This is a genomic window from Lysinibacillus sp. RC46, assembly GCF_041262385.1.
GTDB lineage: Bacteria > Bacillota > Bacilli > Bacillales_A > Planococcaceae > Lysinibacillus.
Genome location: NZ_JBGCCF010000021.1, coordinates 67413 through 90865 on the forward strand (window position 1 = coordinate 67413; position 23453 = coordinate 90865).

24 protein-coding genes are annotated in these 23453 nt (G+C 35.1%); 15 read left to right on the forward strand and 9 right to left on the reverse strand.

Features of this window, described 5'->3' with window-relative positions:
• Nucleotides 1-21: 21 nt before the first annotated feature.
• On the reverse strand, nucleotides 22-336 hold the full coding sequence (locus tag ABH966_RS18290; RefSeq protein ID WP_370080839.1) for a DUF3870 domain-containing protein: 315 nt from the start codon (nucleotides 334-336) through the stop codon (nucleotides 22-24).
• A 106-nt stretch (nucleotides 337-442) separates the two neighbouring features.
• Here ABH966_RS18290 and ABH966_RS18295 point away from each other — a divergent pair, with 106 nt between their 5' ends.
• The 5 genes from ABH966_RS18295 to ABH966_RS18315 all read left to right on the forward strand — a co-directional run bounded on the left by ABH966_RS18295 (nucleotide 443) and on the right by ABH966_RS18315 (nucleotide 5207).
• Nucleotides 443-1774: a short-chain fatty acid transporter gene (locus tag ABH966_RS18295; RefSeq protein ID WP_370080841.1), complete on the forward strand. Its 1332-nt coding sequence runs from the start codon at nucleotides 443-445 to the stop codon at nucleotides 1772-1774.
• 125 nt (nucleotides 1775-1899) lie between these two features.
• The gene (locus ABH966_RS18300) at nucleotides 1900-2532 is read left to right on the forward strand and encodes a carboxymuconolactone decarboxylase family protein (protein ID WP_370080842.1); all 633 of its coding nucleotides are present in this window, start codon (nucleotides 1900-1902) and stop codon (nucleotides 2530-2532) included.
• A 15-nt stretch (nucleotides 2533-2547) separates the two neighbouring features.
• Entirely contained in the window at nucleotides 2548-3411 is an 864-nt protein-coding gene (locus tag ABH966_RS18305) for a 3-hydroxyacyl-CoA dehydrogenase NAD-binding domain-containing protein (protein ID WP_370080844.1), read from the forward strand.
• A gap of 50 nt (nucleotides 3412-3461) precedes the next feature.
• Nucleotides 3462-4526 (forward strand): zinc-dependent alcohol dehydrogenase, encoded by a 1065-nt coding sequence (locus ABH966_RS18310; protein WP_370080846.1) that lies wholly within the window; start codon nucleotides 3462-3464, stop codon nucleotides 4524-4526.
• Nucleotides 4527-5207, forward strand: a complete 681-nt coding sequence (locus tag ABH966_RS18315) for a cyclase family protein (RefSeq protein ID WP_370080848.1) — start codon at nucleotides 4527-4529, stop codon at nucleotides 5205-5207.
• A 105-nt stretch (nucleotides 5208-5312) separates the two neighbouring features.
• Here ABH966_RS18315 and ABH966_RS18320 read toward each other — a convergent pair whose 3' ends face one another.
• Entirely contained in the window at nucleotides 5313-6137 is an 825-nt protein-coding gene (locus tag ABH966_RS18320; RefSeq protein ID WP_370080850.1) for a methyl-accepting chemotaxis protein, read from the reverse strand.
• Between the two features lie 332 nt (nucleotides 6138-6469).
• Nucleotides 6470-7132: a hypothetical protein gene (locus tag ABH966_RS18325; protein ID WP_370080852.1), complete on the reverse strand. Its 663-nt coding sequence runs from the start codon at nucleotides 7130-7132 to the stop codon at nucleotides 6470-6472.
• Between the two features lie 711 nt (nucleotides 7133-7843).
• On the opposite strand from ABH966_RS18325, the gene ABH966_RS18330 reads away from it, so the two are divergent.
• Both ABH966_RS18330 and ABH966_RS18335 read left to right on the forward strand, forming a co-directional pair.
• Complete coding sequence (locus ABH966_RS18330) at nucleotides 7844-9358, forward strand: DEAD/DEAH box helicase (protein WP_370080854.1); 1515 nt, start codon at nucleotides 7844-7846, stop codon at nucleotides 9356-9358.
• A gap of 17 nt (nucleotides 9359-9375) precedes the next feature.
• Nucleotides 9376-10155 carry a YqhG family protein gene (locus tag ABH966_RS18335; RefSeq protein WP_370080856.1) on the forward strand — a complete coding sequence of 260 codons (780 nt, stop codon included), beginning with the start codon at nucleotides 9376-9378 and terminating at the stop codon, nucleotides 10153-10155.
• Nucleotides 10156-10195: 40 nt separating this feature from the next.
• Here the strand turns inward: ABH966_RS18335 and ABH966_RS18340 are convergent, their stop codons facing one another.
• Both ABH966_RS18340 and ABH966_RS18345 read right to left on the reverse strand, forming a co-directional pair.
• A complete protein-coding gene (locus ABH966_RS18340; RefSeq protein ID WP_370080858.1) occupies nucleotides 10196-10516 on the reverse strand; it encodes an ArsR/SmtB family transcription factor in 321 nt (106 codons plus the stop codon).
• Nucleotides 10513-10938 (reverse strand): SRPBCC family protein, encoded by a 426-nt coding sequence (locus tag ABH966_RS18345; protein WP_370080860.1) that lies wholly within the window; start codon nucleotides 10936-10938, stop codon nucleotides 10513-10515. Before ABH966_RS18345 ends, ABH966_RS18340 begins: the two co-directional genes overlap by 4 nt.
• A gap of 174 nt (nucleotides 10939-11112) precedes the next feature.
• Between ABH966_RS18345 and ABH966_RS18350 the strand changes: the two genes are divergently transcribed.
• Nucleotides 11113-11751 carry a LysE family translocator gene (locus ABH966_RS18350; RefSeq protein ID WP_370080862.1) on the forward strand — a complete coding sequence of 213 codons (639 nt, stop codon included), beginning with the start codon at nucleotides 11113-11115 and terminating at the stop codon, nucleotides 11749-11751.
• Nucleotides 11752-11936: 185 nt separating this feature from the next.
• Here the strand turns inward: ABH966_RS18350 and ABH966_RS18355 are convergent, their stop codons facing one another.
• A complete protein-coding gene (locus tag ABH966_RS18355) occupies nucleotides 11937-14114 on the reverse strand; it encodes an MMPL family transporter (RefSeq protein ID WP_370080864.1) in 2178 nt (725 codons plus the stop codon).
• A 222-nt stretch (nucleotides 14115-14336) separates the two neighbouring features.
• On the opposite strand from ABH966_RS18355, the gene ABH966_RS18360 reads away from it, so the two are divergent.
• Nucleotides 14337-14873, forward strand: coding sequence for a TetR/AcrR family transcriptional regulator (locus ABH966_RS18360; protein ID WP_370080866.1), 537 nt, complete (start codon nucleotides 14337-14339; stop codon nucleotides 14871-14873).
• Nucleotides 14874-14986: 113 nt separating this feature from the next.
• Here ABH966_RS18360 and ABH966_RS18365 read toward each other — a convergent pair whose 3' ends face one another.
• Nucleotides 14987-16300 (reverse strand): short-chain fatty acid transporter, encoded by a 1314-nt coding sequence (locus ABH966_RS18365; protein WP_370080868.1) that lies wholly within the window; start codon nucleotides 16298-16300, stop codon nucleotides 14987-14989.
• A 297-nt stretch (nucleotides 16301-16597) separates the two neighbouring features.
• Here ABH966_RS18365 and ABH966_RS18370 point away from each other — a divergent pair, with 297 nt between their 5' ends.
• The 4 genes from ABH966_RS18370 (at nucleotide 16598) to ABH966_RS18385 (ending at nucleotide 19721) form a co-directional block, all read left to right on the forward strand.
• A complete protein-coding gene (locus tag ABH966_RS18370; RefSeq protein ID WP_370080870.1) occupies nucleotides 16598-17476 on the forward strand; it encodes a LysR family transcriptional regulator in 879 nt (292 codons plus the stop codon).
• A 107-nt stretch (nucleotides 17477-17583) separates the two neighbouring features.
• Nucleotides 17584-18291 carry a CoA transferase subunit A gene (locus ABH966_RS18375; RefSeq protein WP_370080872.1) on the forward strand — a complete coding sequence of 236 codons (708 nt, stop codon included), beginning with the start codon at nucleotides 17584-17586 and terminating at the stop codon, nucleotides 18289-18291.
• Complete coding sequence (locus ABH966_RS18380; RefSeq protein ID WP_370080874.1) at nucleotides 18291-18932, forward strand: 3-oxoacid CoA-transferase subunit B; 642 nt, start codon at nucleotides 18291-18293, stop codon at nucleotides 18930-18932. Before ABH966_RS18375 ends, ABH966_RS18380 begins: the two co-directional genes overlap by 1 nt.
• Nucleotides 18933-19307: 375 nt before the next feature.
• The gene (locus ABH966_RS18385) at nucleotides 19308-19721 is read left to right on the forward strand and encodes a VOC family protein (RefSeq protein ID WP_370080876.1); all 414 of its coding nucleotides are present in this window, start codon (nucleotides 19308-19310) and stop codon (nucleotides 19719-19721) included.
• A 167-nt stretch (nucleotides 19722-19888) separates the two neighbouring features.
• Here ABH966_RS18385 and ABH966_RS18390 read toward each other — a convergent pair whose 3' ends face one another.
• The gene (locus ABH966_RS18390) at nucleotides 19889-20344 is read right to left on the reverse strand and encodes a hypothetical protein (protein WP_370080878.1); all 456 of its coding nucleotides are present in this window, start codon (nucleotides 20342-20344) and stop codon (nucleotides 19889-19891) included.
• 149 nt (nucleotides 20345-20493) lie between these two features.
• Nucleotides 20494-21624, reverse strand: a complete 1131-nt coding sequence (locus tag ABH966_RS18395) for a CamS family sex pheromone protein (RefSeq protein WP_370080880.1) — start codon at nucleotides 21622-21624, stop codon at nucleotides 20494-20496.
• 433 nt (nucleotides 21625-22057) lie between these two features.
• Here ABH966_RS18395 and ABH966_RS18400 point away from each other — a divergent pair, with 433 nt between their 5' ends.
• Nucleotides 22058-22444, forward strand: coding sequence for a hypothetical protein (locus ABH966_RS18400; protein WP_370080882.1), 387 nt, complete (start codon nucleotides 22058-22060; stop codon nucleotides 22442-22444).
• 181 nt (nucleotides 22445-22625) lie between these two features.
• Nucleotides 22626-23198: a tetratricopeptide repeat protein gene (locus tag ABH966_RS18405; protein WP_370080883.1), complete on the forward strand. Its 573-nt coding sequence runs from the start codon at nucleotides 22626-22628 to the stop codon at nucleotides 23196-23198.
• Nucleotides 23199-23453 lie beyond the last annotated feature (255 nt).

Here is a 23453-nt window from a genome sequence, read left to right on the forward strand (position 1 = left end):
GCTAGACATTTTATGATCCTTTTAGATTTTTTCTAAATATCGTTTTTGTGCAGATTTTAAAGCAACTGCGACGGAGCCACTTGAAGGCGCATAATAGTGTTCATCGATACGCTGGATTAATTCATCTAGGTTGGCTGTAAGATCAAAGCCAATAAGCATACGTTTAAAAAAATCCTGTGCAAGGCCTGTAATAAATGTGAATTCTGCATCAATAATTTGATGAGTTTCTTTATCTATTTCTAAAACAATGCCAGCATGTTTGTACACCTCGTACATGGACGTGCCCTGGGGTGCTTTAGCATAAGCAGTCACTAATATACTAGTTAATTTTTGCAAGGAAATGACCTCCAAAATGTATAGTTGTGATTATATTTTACCATGTTTTATCGTTTAGAGGCACTTCCCGAAAATTACTTATAGTACACATCGAGGGGGAAGTAGTATGGAAAAGTTAACGAATTTTTTCACAGAAATCATGAGAAAGTATTTGCCAGATCCATTTGTATTTGCAATTGGACTTACATTATTAACATTTGTTTTGGCACTAGTCATTGAAGATATTAGCTTTGTAGATTTAACTTCGGCTTGGGGTAGCGGTTTCTGGGATTTACTAGCATTTACAACACAAATGGCTGTTATCCTTGCAATGGGTTATGTACTAGCAACAGCACCCATTACTGATAAATTTTTAAATAAAATTACGAGTATGGTTCATACACCGAAAATGGCAGTAATTGTGGCAACGCTTGTTGGTGGTATTGGTAGTTATTTAAACTGGGGTTTTGGTTTAGTAATCGGTGGGATTATTGCAAAAAAATTAGCTTTAAAGGTTAAAGGGGTTCACTATCCGTTAATTATTGCAGCAGCTTATTCTGGTTTTACTCTCTATGGTTTAGGTTTGTCAGCATCTATTCCGATTTTAATTTCAACACCTGGTCACTTTTTAGAGGATTCAATGGGCCTGATTTCTCTTTCTGAAACAATCTTTAGTGTGCCAATGATTTTAACGTCAATAGTGCTTTTAATTACATTGCCTTTATTTAATGCGATGTTACATCCAAAAAATCCGAGTAATGTGATTGAAATTGATCCTGCATTATATGCAGATCAGCCGAAAGCAAAATTAAACTTACTAGAAGAAAATACATTAGCAAATAAATTAAACAATAGCCGTATTCTAGCATACGCAATTGGTGCAATTGGTTTAGTTTACATTGTTATCTATTTCGCGAATGGTAATTCGTTAAACTTAAATATTTTAAACTTTATTATTTTATTCTTAGGAATTATTTTATTAGGAACACCTGCACGCTATGTTGAGCATTTAGCAGATGGTATTAAAACTATTTCAGGGATTTTGCTTCAATTTCCGTTCTACGCAGGTATTATGGCGATTATGGCTGCATCTGGTTTAGTGGATACAATTGCTAAAATCTTTGTAGATTTATCGACGGAACATTCTTTACCGTTTTGGGGATTAATAAGTTCCTTCTTTATTAATTTCTTTGCTCCTTCAGCTGGTGGACACTGGACAGTTCAAGGGCCATTTATGATAGAGGCAGCAAAGGAGTTGGGAACATCATTATCAGAAACATCCATGTCCGTTATGTTAGGGAATGCATGGAATGATTTAGTTCAACCGTTTTGGATTTTACCAGCATTGGCATTATCTCGATTAAAGCTAAAAGATATTATGGGCTTCCTTGTTGTGATTATGTTCTTTGTAGGAATTATTTTCATTATCGCTACTTTAGCTTGGTCATATTTATTTTAACTTCTAAACATCCGCTGAAAGAAGTTAAAGGTCACGGAATTATGCCGAGGCATAATTGATTAGTTTGAAGGTTGCCTATTGGGTTCCTTATTAAACGGCTCTAGCTAGTGTAGAGGAGGATATGAATGTCCATCATATATCAAGCTTTATTGAAAGAAGGAAAATTAACAAGAAAAGAAAAATCATTATTATTGGTTGGTATATTTGCAGCGAGACGTGAAGAAAGGGAGATGTTGTATTTCGTTGAGCATGCCGTTAAGGAGGGTAATAGCGTAGCTGAAATTGCTGAATTGATTACATCAGCTATTATTTCTAGAGGTATTCCAACCTGGTTATCGGGGAATGAAGCTATATCCTATGCTATTAATCTTTCAAATGAAGAAATAATTCCTAAAATGCCGGAAGAAAAAGTAATGATATTTTCCTCGCAACAGGAATGTATAAACTATTATCAATCTGAGTTTGATACTCTACCGACCTGGATTCAGAATTTAATTGATTATGCACCGGATACATTATTAAAGTATAGCAATCTTCGCACAACTTCTTTACGCAATGGAGCGGTTTCACGATTGCTAAAAGAATTGCTATTATATGCGATTAATGTGTGTGATTCCTATGAAAAAGGCATTGCAATCCATAAATCAAATGCCTTATCGCTAGGGGCAAATACTGTAATTTTAGAAGAAGTTAAAGCTCTGTGTATTTATGTGGTAGGTATAAAAGTAATTTGGAGTGATACAGAAGGCAAAGCTTAAGGTGGGGGTTTTATTATGCAAAAGATACTTATCGTTGGCGGGGGATTTATGGGCTCTGCGATAGCTAAATATTTAATGCAATATAATGTAAGCGTATTCTTATATGAGCCTAATGTGGATAGGGTACAACAGCTAAAGGAACAATCAGAATTGAAAAGTGTTACTTTTTTACAACAGCTTACAAAAATTGAGGACTTAACATATGTCATTGAAGCGATAATTGAAAATTTACAAGCCAAACAAAATTTATTTGAACAATTAGATTTAGTTTTTGCTGAAGATGTAATGTTTTGTACCAATACTTCAGGCTATCTTGTTAGTGATGTTGCTGAAAAAATGGTACATAAGGAACGTTTAATTGGGACGCATTTCTTTTCACCAGCAAATATAACACCTTTAGTAGAAGTTGTTCCTAGTCCATTTACGTCGAAAGAAAAAGCAAAAGCTGTTATGCAATTTTTACAAAGTATTAAAAAGAAACCTGTGTTACTAAAGCGAGAGATTAAGGGCTTTGTAGCAAACCGTTTACAAAGTGCACTTGCTCGGGAGGCAATGTCCTTAGTGGAGAAGGGCATCGTCACCGCTGAGGAACTGGACTTTATTGCAAAAATGAGCCTAGGGGTTCGGTTAGCAGATACTGGACCGCTTGAGCAGCGAGACATAAATGGATTAGATACACATTTTGCAATTGTTAATTATGTATATCCAACATTGGAGAATAGCACGAAACCACTTTCTATTCATTATGAAAAAATAAGTGCTAAAGAATTAGGCATGAAGTCTAATCGTGGCTTTTATGATTGGTCGTCGATTGATAAACAACAATATTTAGCGCAAAAGGAAAAGACATTAATAGACATTATTAAGTTAATTAAGTAGAAACACCTGTTACTAAGTGTTTAAAAATAGAGCAGGAGATGATTAAAGCTATGGAATATCAAGCATTAGTAAAGTGCTCATCAAAGAAAAAAGATGTCCAATTTAAAACATATACTGTTCCCAAATTGAAAAATTATGAGTGTTTGTTAAAGGTAAATGCAATTGGAATATGCGGTAGTGATCTTCATATGTATGATGGTCATGGTGGCTATGATTGGGTTCATTACCCACTCGTACTAGGTCATGAAGTAACAGGGAAGGTTATTGATATGGGTGCTGAAGTGGATCAAACATTAATAAATAAAAGAGTAGTTATCAACCCATATAAAAGCTGTGGAGTCTGTGATTTTTGTAAGCGTGGCGAAACAAATTGCTGTGATTTCAATGATTATAAGTTTATTAAAACACCTACTGAGGCATTACGCTATGGATTCCGTGAGGCTGGTGGTATGGCAGAGTATATGGTAGTAGATAGCAAAAACATTATTACAATAGATGATGCTGTTTCAGATGAGGTCGCAGCTATTTCAGAGGCTTTAGCAGTAAGCTATACAGCGGTGTTGAAAATTCATGAATATAAGAAAAAATCCATTTTAGTAATTGGTCCGGGGCCGATTGGATTAGGAGTTGCAGCTATATTAGTCGGAGCGGGTAATAAAGAAACTCATATGTTAGGTGTACCGCAGGATGAAAATCGTCTAAGGCTTGCAAAAGATATAGGTGTACAAGCAACGTTCACCTCATCAAAGGACTTAATTCATAAGGAGTTTTCAGGCTATGATGCTATTATTGACTGCTCTGGTCATCCTTCAATCCCAAATGAGGCAATTAGTTTACTAAAGCGAGGTGGTCAGCTTGTTCTTGTAGGTATTAATTCAGCCGAATTTTCCGTGCCAATGGATCAAATTGTACGTGGTGAAATTATGATAAAAGGAAGCTATGGTATTACTCAAGCGAATTATGAGGCAGTATTACAAATGGCAGCAAATACAAACCATCCTTTTCGTCAGTTAGTTGCACAGACGGTACCATTTAGCGAAAGCTTGCAGGGCTTTGAAAGTGCATTAAATAAAGTGAGTGGAAAAGTTGTAATTGATTTAAAGGGGGAAATGTAGATGAAAATTATCGATTTAACATTAGAAATATATGATGGATTAGTTTCCTATACATCACATCCGCCAATTGCTATTCAAGAGGAATCAACTTTTGAAAATTCAGGTCATCGCTATGTGGCACCGTGTGAAGGATTTGAATCTCGCTTTTTACGTATGTCTGATCATAGTGGAACCCATATTGATGCGCCAATACACTTTATCCGAGGTGGGGAATCTACCGCTGAAATGGATTTAACAAAAACATATGGTGAGGCAGTATTGTTAGATGTCTCCTCTTTTAAAGATCCATATGAACCAGTAACAGCAGAGATGCTAAAAAATGCCGAGCAAAGACAAGGGATAACTGTACAACGGGGCGATATAGTACTCGTAAGAACAAGAACTGCTAATTGGGGTGAAGGAGACTTTTTTGCAGAGTACGCCTTTGCTACTTGTGCGGGTGACTGGTTACTTGAGAAGCAGGTAAAATGCATTGGCCTTGATTTAGCAAATATTGATGTACATGACAGTATGAAACGAGAGGTGCATTTAAAGCTTTTAAGTGTTCCTATTTATATAGTAGAAAACCTGGTAAATCTCGAGCAATTACCTTTAAGTGGACGGTTTACATTTATGGCATTACCTCTAAAATTGAAAAATTCAACAGCTTCCCCAGTAAGAGCTATAGCATTTATAGAATAGGTGAATGTTTTAGTGCTTTGAAGTAACGCTTAGGAAGACGCTTAAATACCACAAAAATAAAAGCTGTTCAGGTCCAAAAATATGCGTTGAACAGCTTTTTAAAGTTTATTTCATTACGTTAGACATAAAACCCTTCATTTCCATACTAAGCATATTAAGCTCATCAATGATTTCACTAAAGTCCTGAACAAGTTGAGCCTGTTCGTTTGTGGCACCATTTATTTGAGTCATGTTTTGCTTTAAATTTTCAAGATTATGATTGATGCTTCGAAGTGAGGATTCAATGTTATCAGTAGCGGTAGTTGTTTCAGTAGAAAGCTTGCGAACTTCTTGTGCAACTATATTAAATCCGGCACCATGCTGACCTGCACGTGCTGCCTCAATCGATGCATTTAGTCCGAGTAAATTGGTTTGACGAGAAATATTTTTTATCAAATCCGTAATACCATTTGTTTTTTCAGCATCCTCTAAAGCAAATTGTGTCTGCTTATTAATTTCTTCACTAGTTGCAGCTAGCTCCTCCGAATGAGAGGCAATTGTATGTACTTTATCCTGTAGGTTTTGAATAATATCATTCATAGTAACAATATATTTATCCATTTGGAGAGCGTGGTCAATAGGTAATCCAAAGGCTAGCGCACCTACGATATGCCCATTTTCACGAACAGGAAAAGAAAATGCGTTAAAGTCCACGCCGTAAACCTCTTTTGGTACAGGTTCATCAGTACTTTTTCCTTTAAGTGGAAGATGTAAAATTGCATCATCTGGATGAATTTTTTGTCCATTTTTATACCCAGCATCTAAGCGTTTACCAGGTAAATAAGTAATAATGCTCTCACTCTCTTTTTCTACTACCGCCATCATGGCCTCGCCCTTCATAGCTAAATGAATGTAAGGCATTGACATTGATAATGCTTCAAGAATATTCATAGTAACCTCCTCGGTATATGTAAGTCCTATTAAATCGGGGCATAATCCCTTTTTTAAAAACGTAATTTTTTGGAAAAGTGATACTTCTTTAATTGTATGAAAAAAGGAAGGAAATAAAAAGACTATCTTAATACCATTATCCTTTTAAATTGTAAGAGGTCTTATATTTAGGCTGTTTTCGTATAGATTGTTGCTTATACGAATTTGATAAATGTCGAATATAATGCAGATTCAAGGAAGCGTTTGATATTGTAGAGATATGTTTATGAAGTGGTTATGGAAATAAAGAATGCAGACCAAAAAACCTTATTTAAGACACTAGAACAAGGTCTCTATCTAAAAGAAGTAATTAAAAAGTCGAAGTGCAGATATAAAAAAAGTAACGGCTGAAATATCATACCAATACCGATCATCATCAACGTCTTATTATTCTCTCTTAAATCACCCGATTCTTTTTTCATCGCTTTGTAATATTTTGTCGTCATAAACACGCCGCACATCAATAAAAAGGCGCCAACAATAAACGAAACGTTGTACGCTCCTAAGTCTTTACTCGTTTGGAAAGCCGCTACTGCATTAAAATATATAAAGGCTGCAAGCAAATAAGGGGCTCTTTCTTTCCTATCTAATTTTCTACTTTTCTTATTCGCCACTTTATACCGATGCATCAGATCTTCTTGCGACACATACTGCGTAACAAAGGCTTCCACTTGTTTTGCATATTTTTTTTGAACTTTGACCGTATAAAAAAGCTCGTATACTTCAGACGACGGCTTTAAAACGGCTTCGATACCTGCTTCAAATGGGACATTGCTTTTCTCTAAGTATTCGATAATTGTCTGGACAGTATCTTCAAACGGAATGTTACTTGTCTCTAAGTGTTCGATCATTGCCTGGGCGGTATCTTCTGACGGAACGTTCCCTTTTTCTCTGTGTTCAATAATTGCCTGGGCAGTATCTTCTGAATGTCCAATCAATATTTTCTTTTTAAACATACTAAGCACCTCTTACGAAATAAGTTAAATAACGCTTAATTATACTATTTCATTCGACCTTTCTTGCAATCCAAAATATAACATACTCTTTTAAATATGGGCCCCTCGTTCGATTAACAACATTCTTTGAGAAAACAGCCTATATTTAAGTTTTAAACAGGGATTGGATTTGTAAGTTATAAATTTTGCATGCGCGGTAATCATGGAGTATATGCAATAGAACTTTGCAGAAAATAATACGGTATTAGATAATATGAATTTTTTCCTTTAGCTGTATTTAAAAAAGAGAAAGTTTATCACGGAAAGGTTGAAATGTCATTTTGAAATGTAAGTAATGTGAATAAGTTGATTGGAGTGAAGGCTGGGCGACTCCTTGGGGATCAGGAGCGTCCCAGAAGAGACCCTGCAGCGAAGCGTCAGCAACAAATGTTTTATCTTGTGCGAAAGCGAAGCGTCAGCAACAAATGTTTTATCTGTGCGAAAGCGAAGCGACAGCAACAAATGTTTTATCTGTGCGAAAGCGAAGCGTCAGCAACAAATGTTTTATCTGTGCGAAAGCGAAGCGTCAGCAACAAAGCGCCTAGCCGGAACGGAAATCAACTACTCGCCTAGCCGGAGCATTGTTTACTTTCTAGTGATTCTTTCGCAAAACCTTGACATAGCTTTTTCTTTTTTGGACAACCTAAACTTTAGAAATAATGGTATGAGGTGATGATCATGAAAATTGAAAGGTCGTCCGAATGGGAAGAAGGCTTTATCAATAAACTAAATGAACTTGAAAAATGGGATAGTTGGACATTGTACAAGATGAATTATGACATTGTGAAAATGAAGCTAATTCCTGATTTCACAGGTTTACAGGCGACAAAGTATTTACCAAATTTAAAGCCGCTTAAGCACCAGTTGGAAGCAGCAGAGACAGTCATTGAACGTATGAATGGTAAAGCGATTTTAGCTGATGAAGTAGGTCTTGGTAAAACAATTGAAGCAGGTTTAGTTTTAAAGGAATATTTGATTCGAGGCCTCGTTAAAAAAGCATTAGTATTAGCTCCAGCATCTCTTATTAATCAATGGGTCGAAGAGTTAAATATAAAGTTCCACATTCCGGCAGTAGCTTATAAGAAAAATGTTCAGATTGAGCGCCATGATGTCCTTATTATGAGTATGGATACGGCAAAGAAGACTCCTCACAAAGAGCGCATTTATGAGCAGGATTACGATATGATAATTATCGACGAGGCTCATAAACTAAAAAATCATAAAACACAAATTTATGAATTCGTACAAAGCTTAAAGAAAAAGTTTTGCTTATTATTAACGGCTACACCGATTCAAAACGATGTCTTTGAATTATTTTATCTTATTTCCTTACTTAAGCCTGGTCATCTTGGCAATTATGATACATTTCAAACTGCATTCTCAGCAAGTAAGCATGATTTAGAGCATGATGATTATTTAAAGGAATTAGTGAATCAGGTGATGGTGAGGAATAGGAGAGAGGACACGGGTATTGAATGGACAAATCGCCGTGTTCAAATTATTCCGATCCAATTTACGAAGGAAGAAGAGGAAGTTTATAATCTGCTCGGAAAGCTTCAAAATACAGCCTCATTTTCAATGATTACATTGCAGAAGGAAATGTGTAGTAGCAAGGAAGCAACAGGTTTAACATTATCTAAAATGCTTGAAGACAATGAGCAACCACAAGAAATTGAAGAAATACTAGAAAAATTAATGGCCTTAGAAGTGAATTCAAAGGCGAAAAAGACACTTGAAATAGTCGAACAGGCCAAGGATAAAGTGATTATTTTTACAGAGTATAGAGCTACTCAAATTTACTTGCAATGGTATTTACATTCTCATGGTATAACGAGTGTCCTATTCAACGGTAAATATAATAAAAGTAAACGTGATTATATGAAGCATCTTTTTAAGGAAAGGGCACAGGTTCTAATCGCGACAGAGGCAGGTGGCGAAGGGATTAACCTTCAATTTTGCCATCATGTCATTAACTATGATTTGCCCTGGAACCCTATGAAGCTAGAGCAACGAATAGGGCGTGTACATCGATTAGGGCAAGAGCATGATGTTCATATTTATAATCTGGCTATTGCCAATACGATTGAAGAGAACATATTAGCATTACTTCATACGAAAATTGATGTGTTCGAAAAGGTAGTAGGCGATTTAGATGCGATTCTATCTAACTTTAAAGAATCTGTATAGTGTAAGGGAGAAGGACCATGTATCCACAGCAAGTTCATAGTTATTTACGCCAATTTTTTAATGAAAATGATTGCCCTATATTAGGAGAAGATCAGCATTATCTTACTGTACAATTAACCGTTGATATTGATAAAAGAATAATGAATCGCCCTTTTTATTGGCAATACGTAGAAGCTACAAACAGTGAGGCAAATCCAGCTCAAGTAACTTTCATTACAAATCAAACAGCATCAACTGGGAGCCTTTATGGCGAAGCTATTCATTTTGGTTCTCCGAGAATGAACCAGCTTTTTCAAGCAACAAGGGAGCTAGGAGCTTATGTTCAGCTTTTTGAAAAGGTGGATAATGAAATAGGGCAAGTTATTTTAACTCCTTGGCTTGGTGTTAATTTTAAAGTGTCGTATTGCTGCGATCGAACGAAAGAAACGCTTTATTCATTTGGCATAAACTTGCTAACTGGGATCATAAAAGAGGATTTTCAAGAGACGATATGTACATCTGAATTTGACGCTGTTCCAGCAGACAATGCTTTTCATGTACAATATATCATTAAGCCTCTTAGAGCACTCGAAAGATTACATGCTACTATTGAAAAGATGATTGAACGTGATGACCATTCATGGGCTACTGAAGCAAAAAAACGATGGCAGCATGATCAGCGAGTACTTGATTATTTTTATGAGGAAGAAGAAGATAAGCCGGAATGCTATGACATTGAAAAGAAGGCATTAGAGGAACAATACGATACAAAAATCAAAATAGAAATTATTAATGGTGGGTTATTTTATCTTTATTAAACGAGGAGCTGTCCTAATAGTAGGGACAGCTCCTTTACATTTAATTTTCTTCAAAAATACTTTGTAATTGTGCCAATTTATTGTCCCAAAATAAATCAAAGTACTGTAACCAGTCTTCAATTTCTTTTAGTTTGTCAGCATGTAATGTGTATATTTTTTCTCTTCCTTTTTTCTGAGCAGACACTAGCTCAGCCTGTTCTAAAATTTTCAAATGCTTCACAACAGCAGTTCGGCTTATAGAAAAATTCTCAGAAATAAGTGAGATCGGTTTATCACTTGAGGCAAGTAGCTGTAGGACATGACGTCTTGTCGGATCAGCGATTGCTTGAAAAACATCATACTTTACAGCCAGCTGTGTCATTGTGATTCCACAACTTCTTTTAATTTTTTGCCGACAAGCATTGTCCAGCCGCCCTCCATTGTTGTACGAATGGCCTCAGCAGGCATGTTGGCTTTAGGAATGATATGTGAAGCTTCTTTCCAGCCACCATGTGTTAACGTGAATTCAGTTTGCTCACCAATTTCTTTCAGTTCAAAAGTGACAAACCAGCCATCTGTATCCCATGCAAAACGAACAAAATGTGGAGCATCTACTTGTTCTACTCGACATGGTGAAGGACCAAATGGTGATTGTATTGTAAATTCATGACCTTCAACTGGCTTAAAATCATTTGGCATAAGCCAAGAAGCAATCTTTTCAGCGTCCGTTACTGTTTCCCATACTTTTTCAATTGGTGCATTGAGTGTAACGCTTTTAACAATATTCTCTAGTTTTTCAGTCATTTAAAATGAACTCCTTTGCAAAAATGTAACCTTAAGGTGTTATGAATATATAACACCTTAAGGTTATATGTCAATTATAAATACATTGGATAAATTTTCACCATGTCTTTTTGTGTAGCCTCACTTATGTTAAGATTATTTTTATAATTTTCTGACTAAAAGGAGGTCGTTAAAGTGGTGAACATATCTGTTTTTTTATTAATGTGCATTTTATTAATTATTTTGCCTGGCCCGGATACGGCAATCGCAACAAAAAATACACTTACCGTAAGCAGAAAGGGAGGCTTACAGACTTTACTCGGCTCGTGCTGTGGATTATTGATTCATACTTTTGCAGCGGTTATTGGACTTTCCGCGATTATTGTAAAGTCAGCATATGTATTTACCATTTTAAAATACGTCGGCGCAGTCTATTTATGCTATTTAGGTGTCAAAACCTTATGGGCGTTACGAGCAATACGTACACAGCCTCCTGTTGTGCAAGATGAAACCCAAATTGATCATAAATATTCGGAGCAATCATGCTTTAAACAAGGCTTCTTAACGAACGTAACAAACCCAAAGGTAGCTGTATTTTTTCTAACATTTTTACCTCAGTTTGTAGATGGCAAAAGCGGTACATTTATGCCGTTTCTTATAATGGGGCTTATTTATACGGCATTAACAGGATTTTGGTTTGTGTTCTATGTTTACTTGTTAGATAAAATTAGTGCATTTATGAAAAAGCCAACGACGAAAACTGTTATCGAAGGATTGACGGGTACAGTGTTAATTGGCTTTGGTATTAAGCTAGCATTAGAGAGAGCCCACTAAGATTAAAATGCTTTTTGCTTTAGAATAAAGTACAAGAGAGCATGTTTTGAAAAAAGATTGATTAAAACATGCTTTTATTTAATTAACCGATGTACTTTTTTATAAATTCATTTTTGTAATTAAAAGGACTGAAGAATATTAAGAGTCGATTTTCTTCAGTCCATGCAGTTAAAAATATTTATGCATTATTCATTTTTTCTTTTTATTTCTTTCATAAAGAATTCGCCTTCTATATCTAAATTTGGTAGTAATTTATCTAACCACTTTGGCAAGTACCAAGAAGCTTTTCCCATTAAGATCATTACTGCTGGTACAATAGCCATTCTTACTACAAAAGCATCAAATATAACGCCAAATGTGAGTGAAAAGCCCATCGCTTTAATGATTGGATCTGGAGCTAACATGAATCCAGTAAATACTGAAATCATAATCAACCCTGCAGCTGTTACTACTCCACCACTATCTTTCATTCCGACTAAAACAGCTTTGCGTGCATCCCCGGTATGTGTAAATACTTCACGCATTCTACTAACTAGAAAAACCTCATAGTCCATTGCTAATCCAAATAAAATTCCAATCACAATGACTGGTAAGAAGCTTAATACAGGATTGGCAATAGGAAACCCAAATATATCAATTAAATTTCCATCTTGAATAACAAATACAGTGAATCCTAATGTTGCACCTAAAGATAGTAAAAATCCTAGTACTGCCTTTAATGGAACTAGAATAGACCTGAATACTAGTACTAATAAGATGAATGAAAATCCAATAATTAATAAAGCGAATATAGGCAATGCTTCACTCAATTTTTGTGATATATCAATGTTTACCGCAGTAGTACCTGTAACCATTAATTTTATATGATTGGATTTTTCCAAGGTCTTTGCCTTTTCTCTAATATCGTTTACAAGATCTTTTGTTTCTGAATCGGCAGCTCCTGTCTCTGGAGTTATAGAAATAAGATACAATTCTCCTGAAGGTCCAGGAATTGCTGGACTAACATTTTTTACATTTGATAACCCACTTAACTCTTCTATAGTATCACTTAATGCTACTTGTGGATTGGTTGTTTCGCTTGAGGTTTTAGCCGCTACAATTAATGTTGAAAGATGACCAGGGCCATAGGCTTTGGTAAGTAAGTCATAAGCTCTTCTTTCTGTTGTCTCTTCACTTTTCGAACCGTTATCTGGTAATGCGAGTTCCATATGGAAAATAGGGATAGCAATTATAGATAGAAGTGCAATTCCAATAATTGCTACCTTCCACGGGCGTTTTGCTACGAAATTTCCCCATCTTTCGGAAGTAGTTTGTTTTTTATCACGTTTAATAATTTTGCTTAAAAAACTATTCTTTCTATCTGGTCCCACTTTATGTCCCATCAGACCTAAAAAAGCTGGAACCACAATTATTGCAATAAATATTGCGAATAATACGCAAAGGGCAGCAGATAGACCCATCATTGTTAAAAATGGTATTTTTGCAACAGATAAACCTAAGAGCGCAATGATGACTGTTATACCAGCAAACACTACAGCACTACCGGCTGTTCCATTTGAAATTGCTACAGACTCTTGGACAGAATATCCTTCTTTCCTTTGTTGTCTAAAACGAGTCATAATAAAGAGAGCATAATCAATGCCTACTGCCAGTCCCAACATTGCTGCTAACGTTATTGAAACTGAGGTAATATCCAAATAATTTGTTCCAATCATAATTAAAAAAATTCCTGTAGCTAGTCCAATAACCGCCGTAATAATTGGCAACCCAGCCGCTAATAAGGAAATAAAAGTAATTGCCAATATAACGAAAGCAACAACTACCCCAATTACTTCTGTTATTCCTCCAATTTCCATTTCAGAAAATGAAACATCACCAGAAAGTTCTGTTTGAATACCAGCATCACGTATGTTTTCGATGTTTTCTATAATATTTTCCTTTGATTTTTCCGATACCTTGTCTGCTGCTACATTATAAGTAACAATTGCATAACCAATATTCTTATCTTTATTTATATTCCCTAACTCTAATGGGCTTGCTACAGAAACAATATAACTATCTTTTTCTTTTATCACTTTCAATGTATCTGTAATTACATTATTAATCTCTTCAGAATCTAGGGTTTTATTTTCAGGTGCATTAAATACTAACTGTACTTGACCTGTATTAGAGGGGAATTCCTTTTGAATGAGGTGAAGGGCTTTTTCTGATTCTGATCCAGGTATAGACATATCCTCAGAAAAATTTGATCCCATGTTCATTGCAATAATTGCAAGCACAAAGAGAACAGTTACTGAGCCCCCAATTATTTTTTTACTATTGTTTGCCGCCAATTTTCCTAATTTATAAAGATACTTTGCCATTAACAGCTTCCTTTCATCCTAATATTACAGACAGCACATTAAAACAACTAGTTATTAATCGTACACTCTGTTGATTTAATGGCGTAGACAAAGTATATTAAAGCTAATTGAAGGTAACAATAAGCAAAATGAAGACATGTGTTATTAAATAATCATTTATTAATATTTTGTCTGTTTAAAAACATATTGAAGTGATTTGCTTAATAACCAGGAGGGAAAAACGTGGTTGGTACACCAGGAAACAGAAGAACACTGTATAGTAAAAAGGTAATAATAGAGGCTTTTTTACTGCTGCTACAAGAAAAAAACTTAAATAAAATTACTGTTACGGATATTTGCAAAATAGCAGATATTAATAGGGGAACTTTTTATTCTTATTATAATGATCCCTTTGATTTAATGAGAAGTATTGAAGAAGAATTGATCGAGAAAATGATGAGTACAATTAATATTTCAGAAGAACAAAATATACTAAATGAACTTTTAAATTTGATACTTATAAATAAGGATCTCTGTAAAATTATTTTTAATGAAAAAAATGGTTCTCATGTACTTAATACAGTTTTGAATTCTGCTCATGATATAACAATTGCAGAAATACAAAAAAAGTTACCAAATGCTAATGAGACTCAGTTAGAATATTTTTTCACCTATTCAACAGGAGGGATCATTGAAGTAATCCGAAAATGGATAAATGATGATATGAAAATTCCGACTGAAGAAGTTGTCCAAATCTTAGAAAGTATGAACGTCACCTAATCTCCACTCCAATAAACTTACATATGGCAAAAACTTTTAAAAGGTACAAAAAAAGCTTCACGAAAATGTTTGGTCATATACATCTTCGTGAAGTTCAAACACTCTATATTCGGTTAGAAGAAAAGGAGGCCGATACTAATAATAATGCCCGTAAAGATTAAAACGAATAAACAGAAGCCCATTATATCTTTAGCCTTTAAGCCAGCGATTGCAAGGGCTGGTAGTGCCCAGAATGGTTGAATCATATTCGTCCAAGCATCACCCCACGCGATAGCCATAGCGGTTTTAGCGTAGTCGGCACCTAAAGTGGTTGCAGCATCTAGCATAATAGGAGCTTGCACCGCCCATTGTCCACCGCCTGACGGTATAAAGAAGTTAACGAGTCCCGCTGAGAAAAATGTAAACAAATAGAATGTATGTTCATTGGAAATATTAACGAACCATTTTGAAAATACGGCAGCTAAACCAGAAGCGGTCATCATACCCATAATCCCTGCATAAAACGGGAATTGAAAAACGATGCCTGTAGTTGTTTTAATGGCATCTTGTGCAGCAGCGAGGAAACGCTGTGGTGTCCCGTGGAAAATGATCCCTAACACAATAAAAATCGTATTAATCACATTTAAATCAAGAACAAAGCCTTTCGTCATAAAATGATGAACTAAATAAACAAGTCCGATAATAGCAATTAAAATCGTTAAAATATAACTTCGTTCAGAGCGACTGGCAAAGTTGTTTTCAGGCTTAGGTAACTCTGTTTTTTCTTCTACTAATAAAGTGGGGTCAACCTCAACCGTATCTTCTTCCTTTGGCATCATCCAACGGTTAAACAACGGTAAAGTGAAGACGATAACAATGACTATAAATAAGTTATATGTTGAAAAAAGTGTAACATTTGTTGGGATGATACCCATAATGTCAGCAAACTTATGACCTTCCGTCGCAATGGATAACGGAATGGAGCCAGCTAATCCGCCATGCCAAATTACAAAGCCTGAGTAGGCACTAGCGATTAATAAGCGATAATCTACCTTTTTAACATGACGAGCAATTTCCTTTGCAAAGAGAGCACCAATGACAAGCCCGAATCCCCAGTTAATCCAGCAAGCTATTAGTGATACGAATGTAATAACGATAATTGCCATGCCTGGTGTTTTTATTTTACTTGCAATGGCTGCTAATCCTTTCTTGAACACAGGACTATTCGCTAAAATGTGACCTGCAGCTAAGACAATCACCATTTGCATTGTAAATTCTAATAGTTCCCAAAAACCATCTCCCCAATAGATCACCATATCGAGCGGAGAAGAATCTGTTAATGCAACCCCTAATAATAACGTTAATACAGTGAGGATAGTGACAAATATGTATGGATCAGGTAAATATTTTTCCATAATAGCATTTGAAATTCTTGTTAACGTTTTCATGTTAGAAATCCCCCTTCCTTTTCTGCCATCCCTTATTGCTAATTGTACATAGAAAAACGAATTAAGGAAGATAAAAATGGTATTAAGCACAATAAGCGGGATGTAATGTAGAAATGAAATCATGATCGTTATTGTCCGATTAAATACTATTGAAATCATAGCAAAGCCTTAGTTCTATTGTATTTATCTACTTATTTTTAAGAAGAAGGATTAGTAGAAAATGAGGAGAATTTATTACTAAATAGGGGTTTTAGGAATATTATTTATAACAATTTAGAATAAATAGGGGGAATGTATATGGAGTTGCGAGATTTAAAAGCATTTATGACTGTTGTTGAACATGGGAGCTTTACAAAGGCAGCTAATGAATCCTTTGTATCACAACCTTCATTAAGCAAAAGCATTAGAAAGTTGGAGAATGCTCTTCATGTAGAGTTATTAAACCGCTCTACACGCAATATAGAGTTAACAGACGCTGGTAGTATCGTCTATAAACAAGGACAAAAAATAATACGTTCTGTACATGATTTACATATATTATTGGGTGATTTATCGAACATCGAGACAGGTACGATTAAATTAGGGATACCCCCATTAATTGGCACACTATTTTTCCCTGAAATCGCGCGAAAGTTTCATAAGCAATATCCAAAGGTGCATTTAGAGCTTGTGGAACGTGGAGCTAAAATGATCGGAACATTAGTAGAAAATGGCGATGTTGATATGGGGATTGTTGTCATACCTACAGATGAAAGAAAATTTACGGTCCAATCATTTGTGGAAGACCAATTTTTTGTCTTTATTAATGAGTCCCATCCATTGGCTCAGCAAGAACATATTCTATTACAAGATTTAAAAGATGAATCATTCATTATCTTCACAGAGGAATTCACACTGCATGATTATGTTATTAAATCATGTAAAAGCGCAGGATTTACACCAATAATCGGCTATAAAAGCTCGCAATGGGATTTAATAGTGGAGCTAGTTTCCTCGAATTTAGGGGTGACACTTTTACCATATTCAATAGCCGCAAAGCAGACGAATAAAAATGTCAAAATTATTCCGTTACTTAATTTTGACATGCCATGGCGTTTAGGTGTTATTACGAAGAAGAATACATATCAATCTTTTGCCTTAAAGCAGCTACTTAATACAATACGTTCAGAAAATTGATTTATGCACTTTTAGAATAAATAGTATTCTAATTTATTCCTTTACTTATAAAATAGTGTTGAGGTAGAATTTTTCTTAATAACTGAGCAATTTTAGGGGGTTTCGATATGGAGAAGGGGAAAGTGTGGAATTCGTTTGAGGAAGCCGTCGCCGACATTAAAGATGGAGATACATTAGCTGTAGGGGGCTTCGGGCTATGTGGTATCCCGGAAAAATCAATTGCGGCACTAGTCCAAAGGGGAACAAAGGATTTAACAGTTGTAAGTAATAACTGTGGTGTGGATGATTGGGGTTTAGGGCTTTTATTAGCAAATAAACAAATCAAAAAAATGATCGCATCCTACGTAGGTGAAAATAAAATTTTTGAGCAGCAGTTTTTAAGTGGGGAGCTTGAAGTAGAATTGACACCACAAGGTACGTTGGCAGAACGTATGCGAGCTGGAGGAGCTGGAATTCCGGGCTTTTACACAGCTACTGGGGTTGGAACACCCATTGCTGAGGGAAAAGAAGTAAAGGTTTTTGATGGCAAGGAATATATTTTAGAAAAAGGTGTTGTTGCAGATTTTGCTCTTGTCAAAGCATGGAAGGCAGACAAGCTAGGAAATTTAGTTTTCAGAAAAACATCACGTAACTTTAATCCTCTCGCTGCAATGGCAGGAAAAATTACGATTGCAGAAGTAGAGGAAATTGTTGAAGTAGGAGAGTTAGATCCAGATCATATTCATACTCCGGGAGTGTTCGTGCAACGCGTTTTACTAGGTGGCAATTATGAGAAGCGTATCGAGCGTTTGACAGTGAAAAAGGGGGATGCGTGATGGCTGATACAAGACAAAGAATCGTAAATAGAGCGGTAAAAGAAATACAGAACGGCATGAACGTCAATTTAGGTATTGGTATCCCAACGCTAGTGGCCAATGCAATTCCGTCTGATTATGACGTTCTTTTACAATCAGAAAACGGACTTCTTGGCATTGGACCATACCCAGTAGAAGACGCAGTCGATCCTGATTTAATTAATGCAGGTAAAGAAACGGTTACAGTTGTTCCCGGCGCTTCCTTCTTTGATAGTGCCGAATCATTTGCCATGATTCGTGGCGGTCATATTGATCTTGCTATTTTAGGTGGCATGGAAGTATCTGAAACGGGTGACCTTGCGAACTGGATGATCCCAGGGAAAATGGTGAAAGGTATGGGAGGCGCCATGGATCTTGTAGTCGGGGCAAAAAGAGTAGTCGTCGTGATGGAGCATGTCAATAAAAACGGCGAGTCCAAAATAAAAAAACAATGTGAGCTACCGTTAACTGGAAAGGGAGTTGTGCATAGATTAATTACAGATTTGGCTGTTTTCGATTTTACCGATGAAGGGATGCAGCTTATAGAATTAACAGAGGGTGTAACTTTAGAAGAAGTAAAAGAGAAGACAGCTGCTTCTTTTAGTGTCGCCTTAACAGTATAAAGTGGAACTTTAATCAGTGGGGATTTTCTTCATCCCCACTGATTATTAGTCTTCACCAATCGGGCGTTTACGGGCAGTTAAACCTCCTATAACTTTTTTGCTTCTGATTAATCTCCAGGTTGTACCCGACGCTTCTCTTTCGGTACACGATTACTGGTCGTTAATGCGAGGTAAAGTGATTGAATGTAACCAGTTCTTTGAATAGGGCTGGTTATTTTTCATTCGGAATGTCAATCAAAGGATAAATATGCGATTTTTTGTCACTTCGCGGGTATTTCTGAAGAGCATTAAAGTTGATTGCGATTTTTCAGACTATTGGCTGTTCCTTAGCTCTATTTTGCGATTGTACAATGGTTGAAAAGGAGAAAAATAACAATGAGACAACAATGGTCAGATGAATTACAGGTAGCGCAGGTACGTGTTGCACGGCCGACTGATAAAATAAAGGAAATTGAAAAATTTTACTGTGAAGGCGTAGGGTTAGAAAAAATCGGTTCGTTTTCAGGACATCGGGGCTACATTGGTATCATGATTGGTCTTCCGAATGCTGGTTATCATTTAGAGTTTACAGAGCATATTGAAGGAAGCCCGTGCCCAGCACCAACAAAAGATAATTTGCTCGTATTGTATATCCCGAAGCGTTCAACTATACAGTGTATTGCTGAACGCTTATTGCAAATGGGCTACCCTGAAGTGGAACCAGAAAATCAATATTGGGCCGTAAAAGGTGTCACAATTGAAGATCCTGATGGCTGGCGTCTCGTATTGATGAATACAGAGGGAATTTAAATCGGTAGGAGCCTATAATTTTATACCCTGAGCGGTATATGATTGCGACCTTTAATATCGAAAGATGGAAAAGGTATCTGGCAAAAAAAATTGTCTGAAGCAATTAGTAAAAAGAAAAAAGATACCTCTTCGTTATACACGGAGGGGTATCTTGTTGTTAGAATATTCTATTGTCCTAAAGAAGCACTTTGATGATAATGAGTAGCAATGGATTCAATATCTAGCTGGGTATAGTTTGCCCAATTAGCCTTTCTAAAATCTTCTTCACTAAAATAAATATTCAATAGCTCCGTCATAGATTTATCCCCCTTAGGGTCCGTTAAAGGTGCATACCAACTAATAGCTGGAGTTTTAACACTTTGAAGCTTAGACAGCTCTGCAAATATTTTTGTGGAATCCTTCAGCATTTGGCTTTTCATACCTTTTCTCACATCGGTATCCTGTATAGAGATTGATACGATACCATTCTTTTCTTCAACAGTGAATTTGTTTTTAATGATTGCTCCTACTATATCTTCAACGGAAGTATTTTTATCGACTGCAACTTCCTTTGGAGCGGTATTTTTCCCGCAAGCGGATAATAGTAGTGTGGCTAGTAAAAACAAATAAAATAACTTCTTCAATGTAATAACCTCCCTTGTTACTACCATATATGCGCAAAATGGAGGTGAATTATACAAAAAGAAGGGAGGTAATAAAAAAATCAATTATGCCCCAGCATAATTGCCGCTGACGCTATGTTTTCGCGCAGTTAACAATGTAAGAAGTTAAATTATAATGGAGCTGCATAAATCTGTTTTTCAGTTGGATCCCAGAGGACAATCCCGATATCTTGGTTTTGATCTTTAATACGAATAGAAATAGGAATATAATCAAATAAAATAGTATTCAATTTAGTACTAGTTAACTGTAAAAGACCTATCAATTCAGTATCATTTATTAAAGGCGCATTAACCTCTATTTTTAACTCGGTTAAATTCCCGTTTTCATATCGAAGTTTACCAACTATTTTAGGATTTATATGTTTAAAGCCTTCTTGGATATCTTCTTTGAAAATTAATAATTTACTATAAGTTTCTTTGTCTAAGCTATAAAGTGAATCTGAAGGGAATGTATAATTTTTTATATCTATACCAGCCCATTTATCTATTTTATCTTCGCCTTCAGGAATAAATGTTTGAGCTAAAAATATTCCGGGAATTATATCGTTTTTATTGGATTCTTGATATAAAGTTAAATAAATAGGGACATTGGGTATTTTATTATTTTCTCTTATATTTTTTATTATAGTTCCGGCTATTTCCTTACCGTATTTTTCTACGTCATTAACCTCATCTTCGTTCGTATCGACTTTAACTTGATCTGTATAAGTTAAGCCTTTATCATCATGTACTCTAATGTCATAAAATTCATTTAAGGATATGGCTAAAGACATTCCTTCTACTTTTCCGTTTTCTTTGTTAATAAAATTTTGTTCTAAGACATGAGATAATATTTTAGGATTATTTTTTTCATCCTCTAAAACATCTCCAGTACTTTTTTTAATGGGTGGGTTTAAACCAAAACCTTCTTTTGATTTTCTATCTAACCATTTATTTATAATCTCACCATCTAGATATTGACCTTCCTGCATATAAAATTTCTTTGTAGGAAAGTAATCGCCTGATAAATCCATTAATCCTTCTTCAATTTCACTGACGTTTAATGAATTGTTCATATTACTAAGTATCAACCCTCTTGAAACATTAGATTTTGCAGGTTGTTTAATTTCATATATCTCCTTTTGTTGAATTGATGATGCATACATTTTCTCATTATTTTTAATAACTGGATCATCATCACTACAAGAAGCTAATAGAAATAGTGGTGATATAAAAAACAACATACTCTTCTTTATTTTCATTTAAAATACTCCTTACTGATTCTTATGTAATTAATCGCGTATCAAAAGGTACGCTAATTTCAGTTTGGCTAATCAAACCTGAAATTGTTCCGATAAATCTTCAAAGTATTCCTATAAAAATGAATTCATCACAATAACGTGGAGTTGATTTCGTTCCACTTTGCGTATCCTATGAGCCACTTCGCTCCAGGATGTCTCCTCAAACTTTTGGTAATATAACAGTATATTTACATTTTAAGTTTGATTCTGGTAAAAGTATATAATAAAAAAATTGATATCTATTTCGTACGTCATAAAATCAAAATCCGCCTTACATCATCGCTTTAATTTTGGCTGTTTTCGTAAAGATTGTTGCTCTTCAACTAACGAAGCAGGTGAGTTGAATAAGATAAGGTATAAGGTTTGAATATAATAGTGTAAAGAGGGTGGAAAAATGAAAAGACCTTTAGGAGTATCTTTAATTAGTTATTTTTACATTTTCGGTGCAGTTGTATTGATTATCACAGCCATATTTTTTAATCAAGATGCAAATGAATTTGGCATAGCAGATAGGTTTGGTTTACCAAACTTTCCAGAACAGCTATTTAGGATTATATTAGCAGTTGTTTCCCTTATCATCATATATGGTTATTTACGTTTAAAAAGATGGGGATTTTGGTTGATGATTTTATATTCATTAGGATTTGGGCTAATAAGCTATATTCTATTATTTTCATATAATCAACAGCCGTTTATTGGGAATTTTATTTGGTCAGTAATCGTTTTAATTTATACATTTTATGTCAGAAAATCCTTTTTCAGGGTAGGGAAAAGTGTATAACTCACTGATATGCTAAACTGGTGAAAATTCAAACCAATAATTAAGGACTTTGTGAAGTATTGTACTTAAAATAACGGGGTGCTTAAGTTAAAGAAGATAGCCAAACGTGAAGCAACAATCTTTGAGAAAACAGCCTTAATTTTTTAATAATTAATTAAAAACTATTGGAGGCATTGATAAAATGAATTTTCCGGAGTTTAAAAACTATCTTTTGACAATAAGCGAAATAATTTATTTTGATAGCAATGAGTATCTTCGCGAAAAAACTTCTAATCCTTTTAGATTAAAAGAAATGATAGACATTGCTGAAAATTTACTAGCGAATATAATTAATGAAGATGAGAAATATTTTCTAAAGGGAACGCTTGGGGATTTATATAGAATTTACGGGGAACCACAAAAAGCCGTTAACATTTTAACTGAATGCTTTAATTTTGCTAGCAATCAGAATAACAGCAATCGAGAAATCGTTTCATTAATACGTCTTGGAGAGGCAATAAAATATAACGGTAATCCAATGAAAGCATTAGGGATCTTCAACGAAGTTTTGGATAAATGTAAGGCAAATAATAATTTGGCATATTTGGACTTTGCCATACAACATAAAGGCAAGTGTTTGTTAGAATTAGGGGAAATTGCTGAGGCGGAAAAATGCTTTAAGGAAGCATTAAAGTTAAGGGAACTTAAAGGTGATGTATCACTTATTGAATCGACCCAACAAGGATTAAATTTTATAAAGAAATTGAAATGCTAATGAATAATCATAAAAAATTTTCGTAGGTGATGGGTGGTTTAAAAGTCACTTAGGTTATTGATTATTGGTATTAATTCGACAGATTTAAGGACATGATTCTTATCAGTTCATTTAAATCAGTAAAATTTGAATAAAGAATACAAAAACTTGTAGCAAGCAGAGAGGCTGGGACAAAACCCATCTCTAAACTAAAAAGCCGGCGAAATTTTACGATCAGTAAAATTTCACCGGCTTTCAATTTTTTTCATAAAAAAT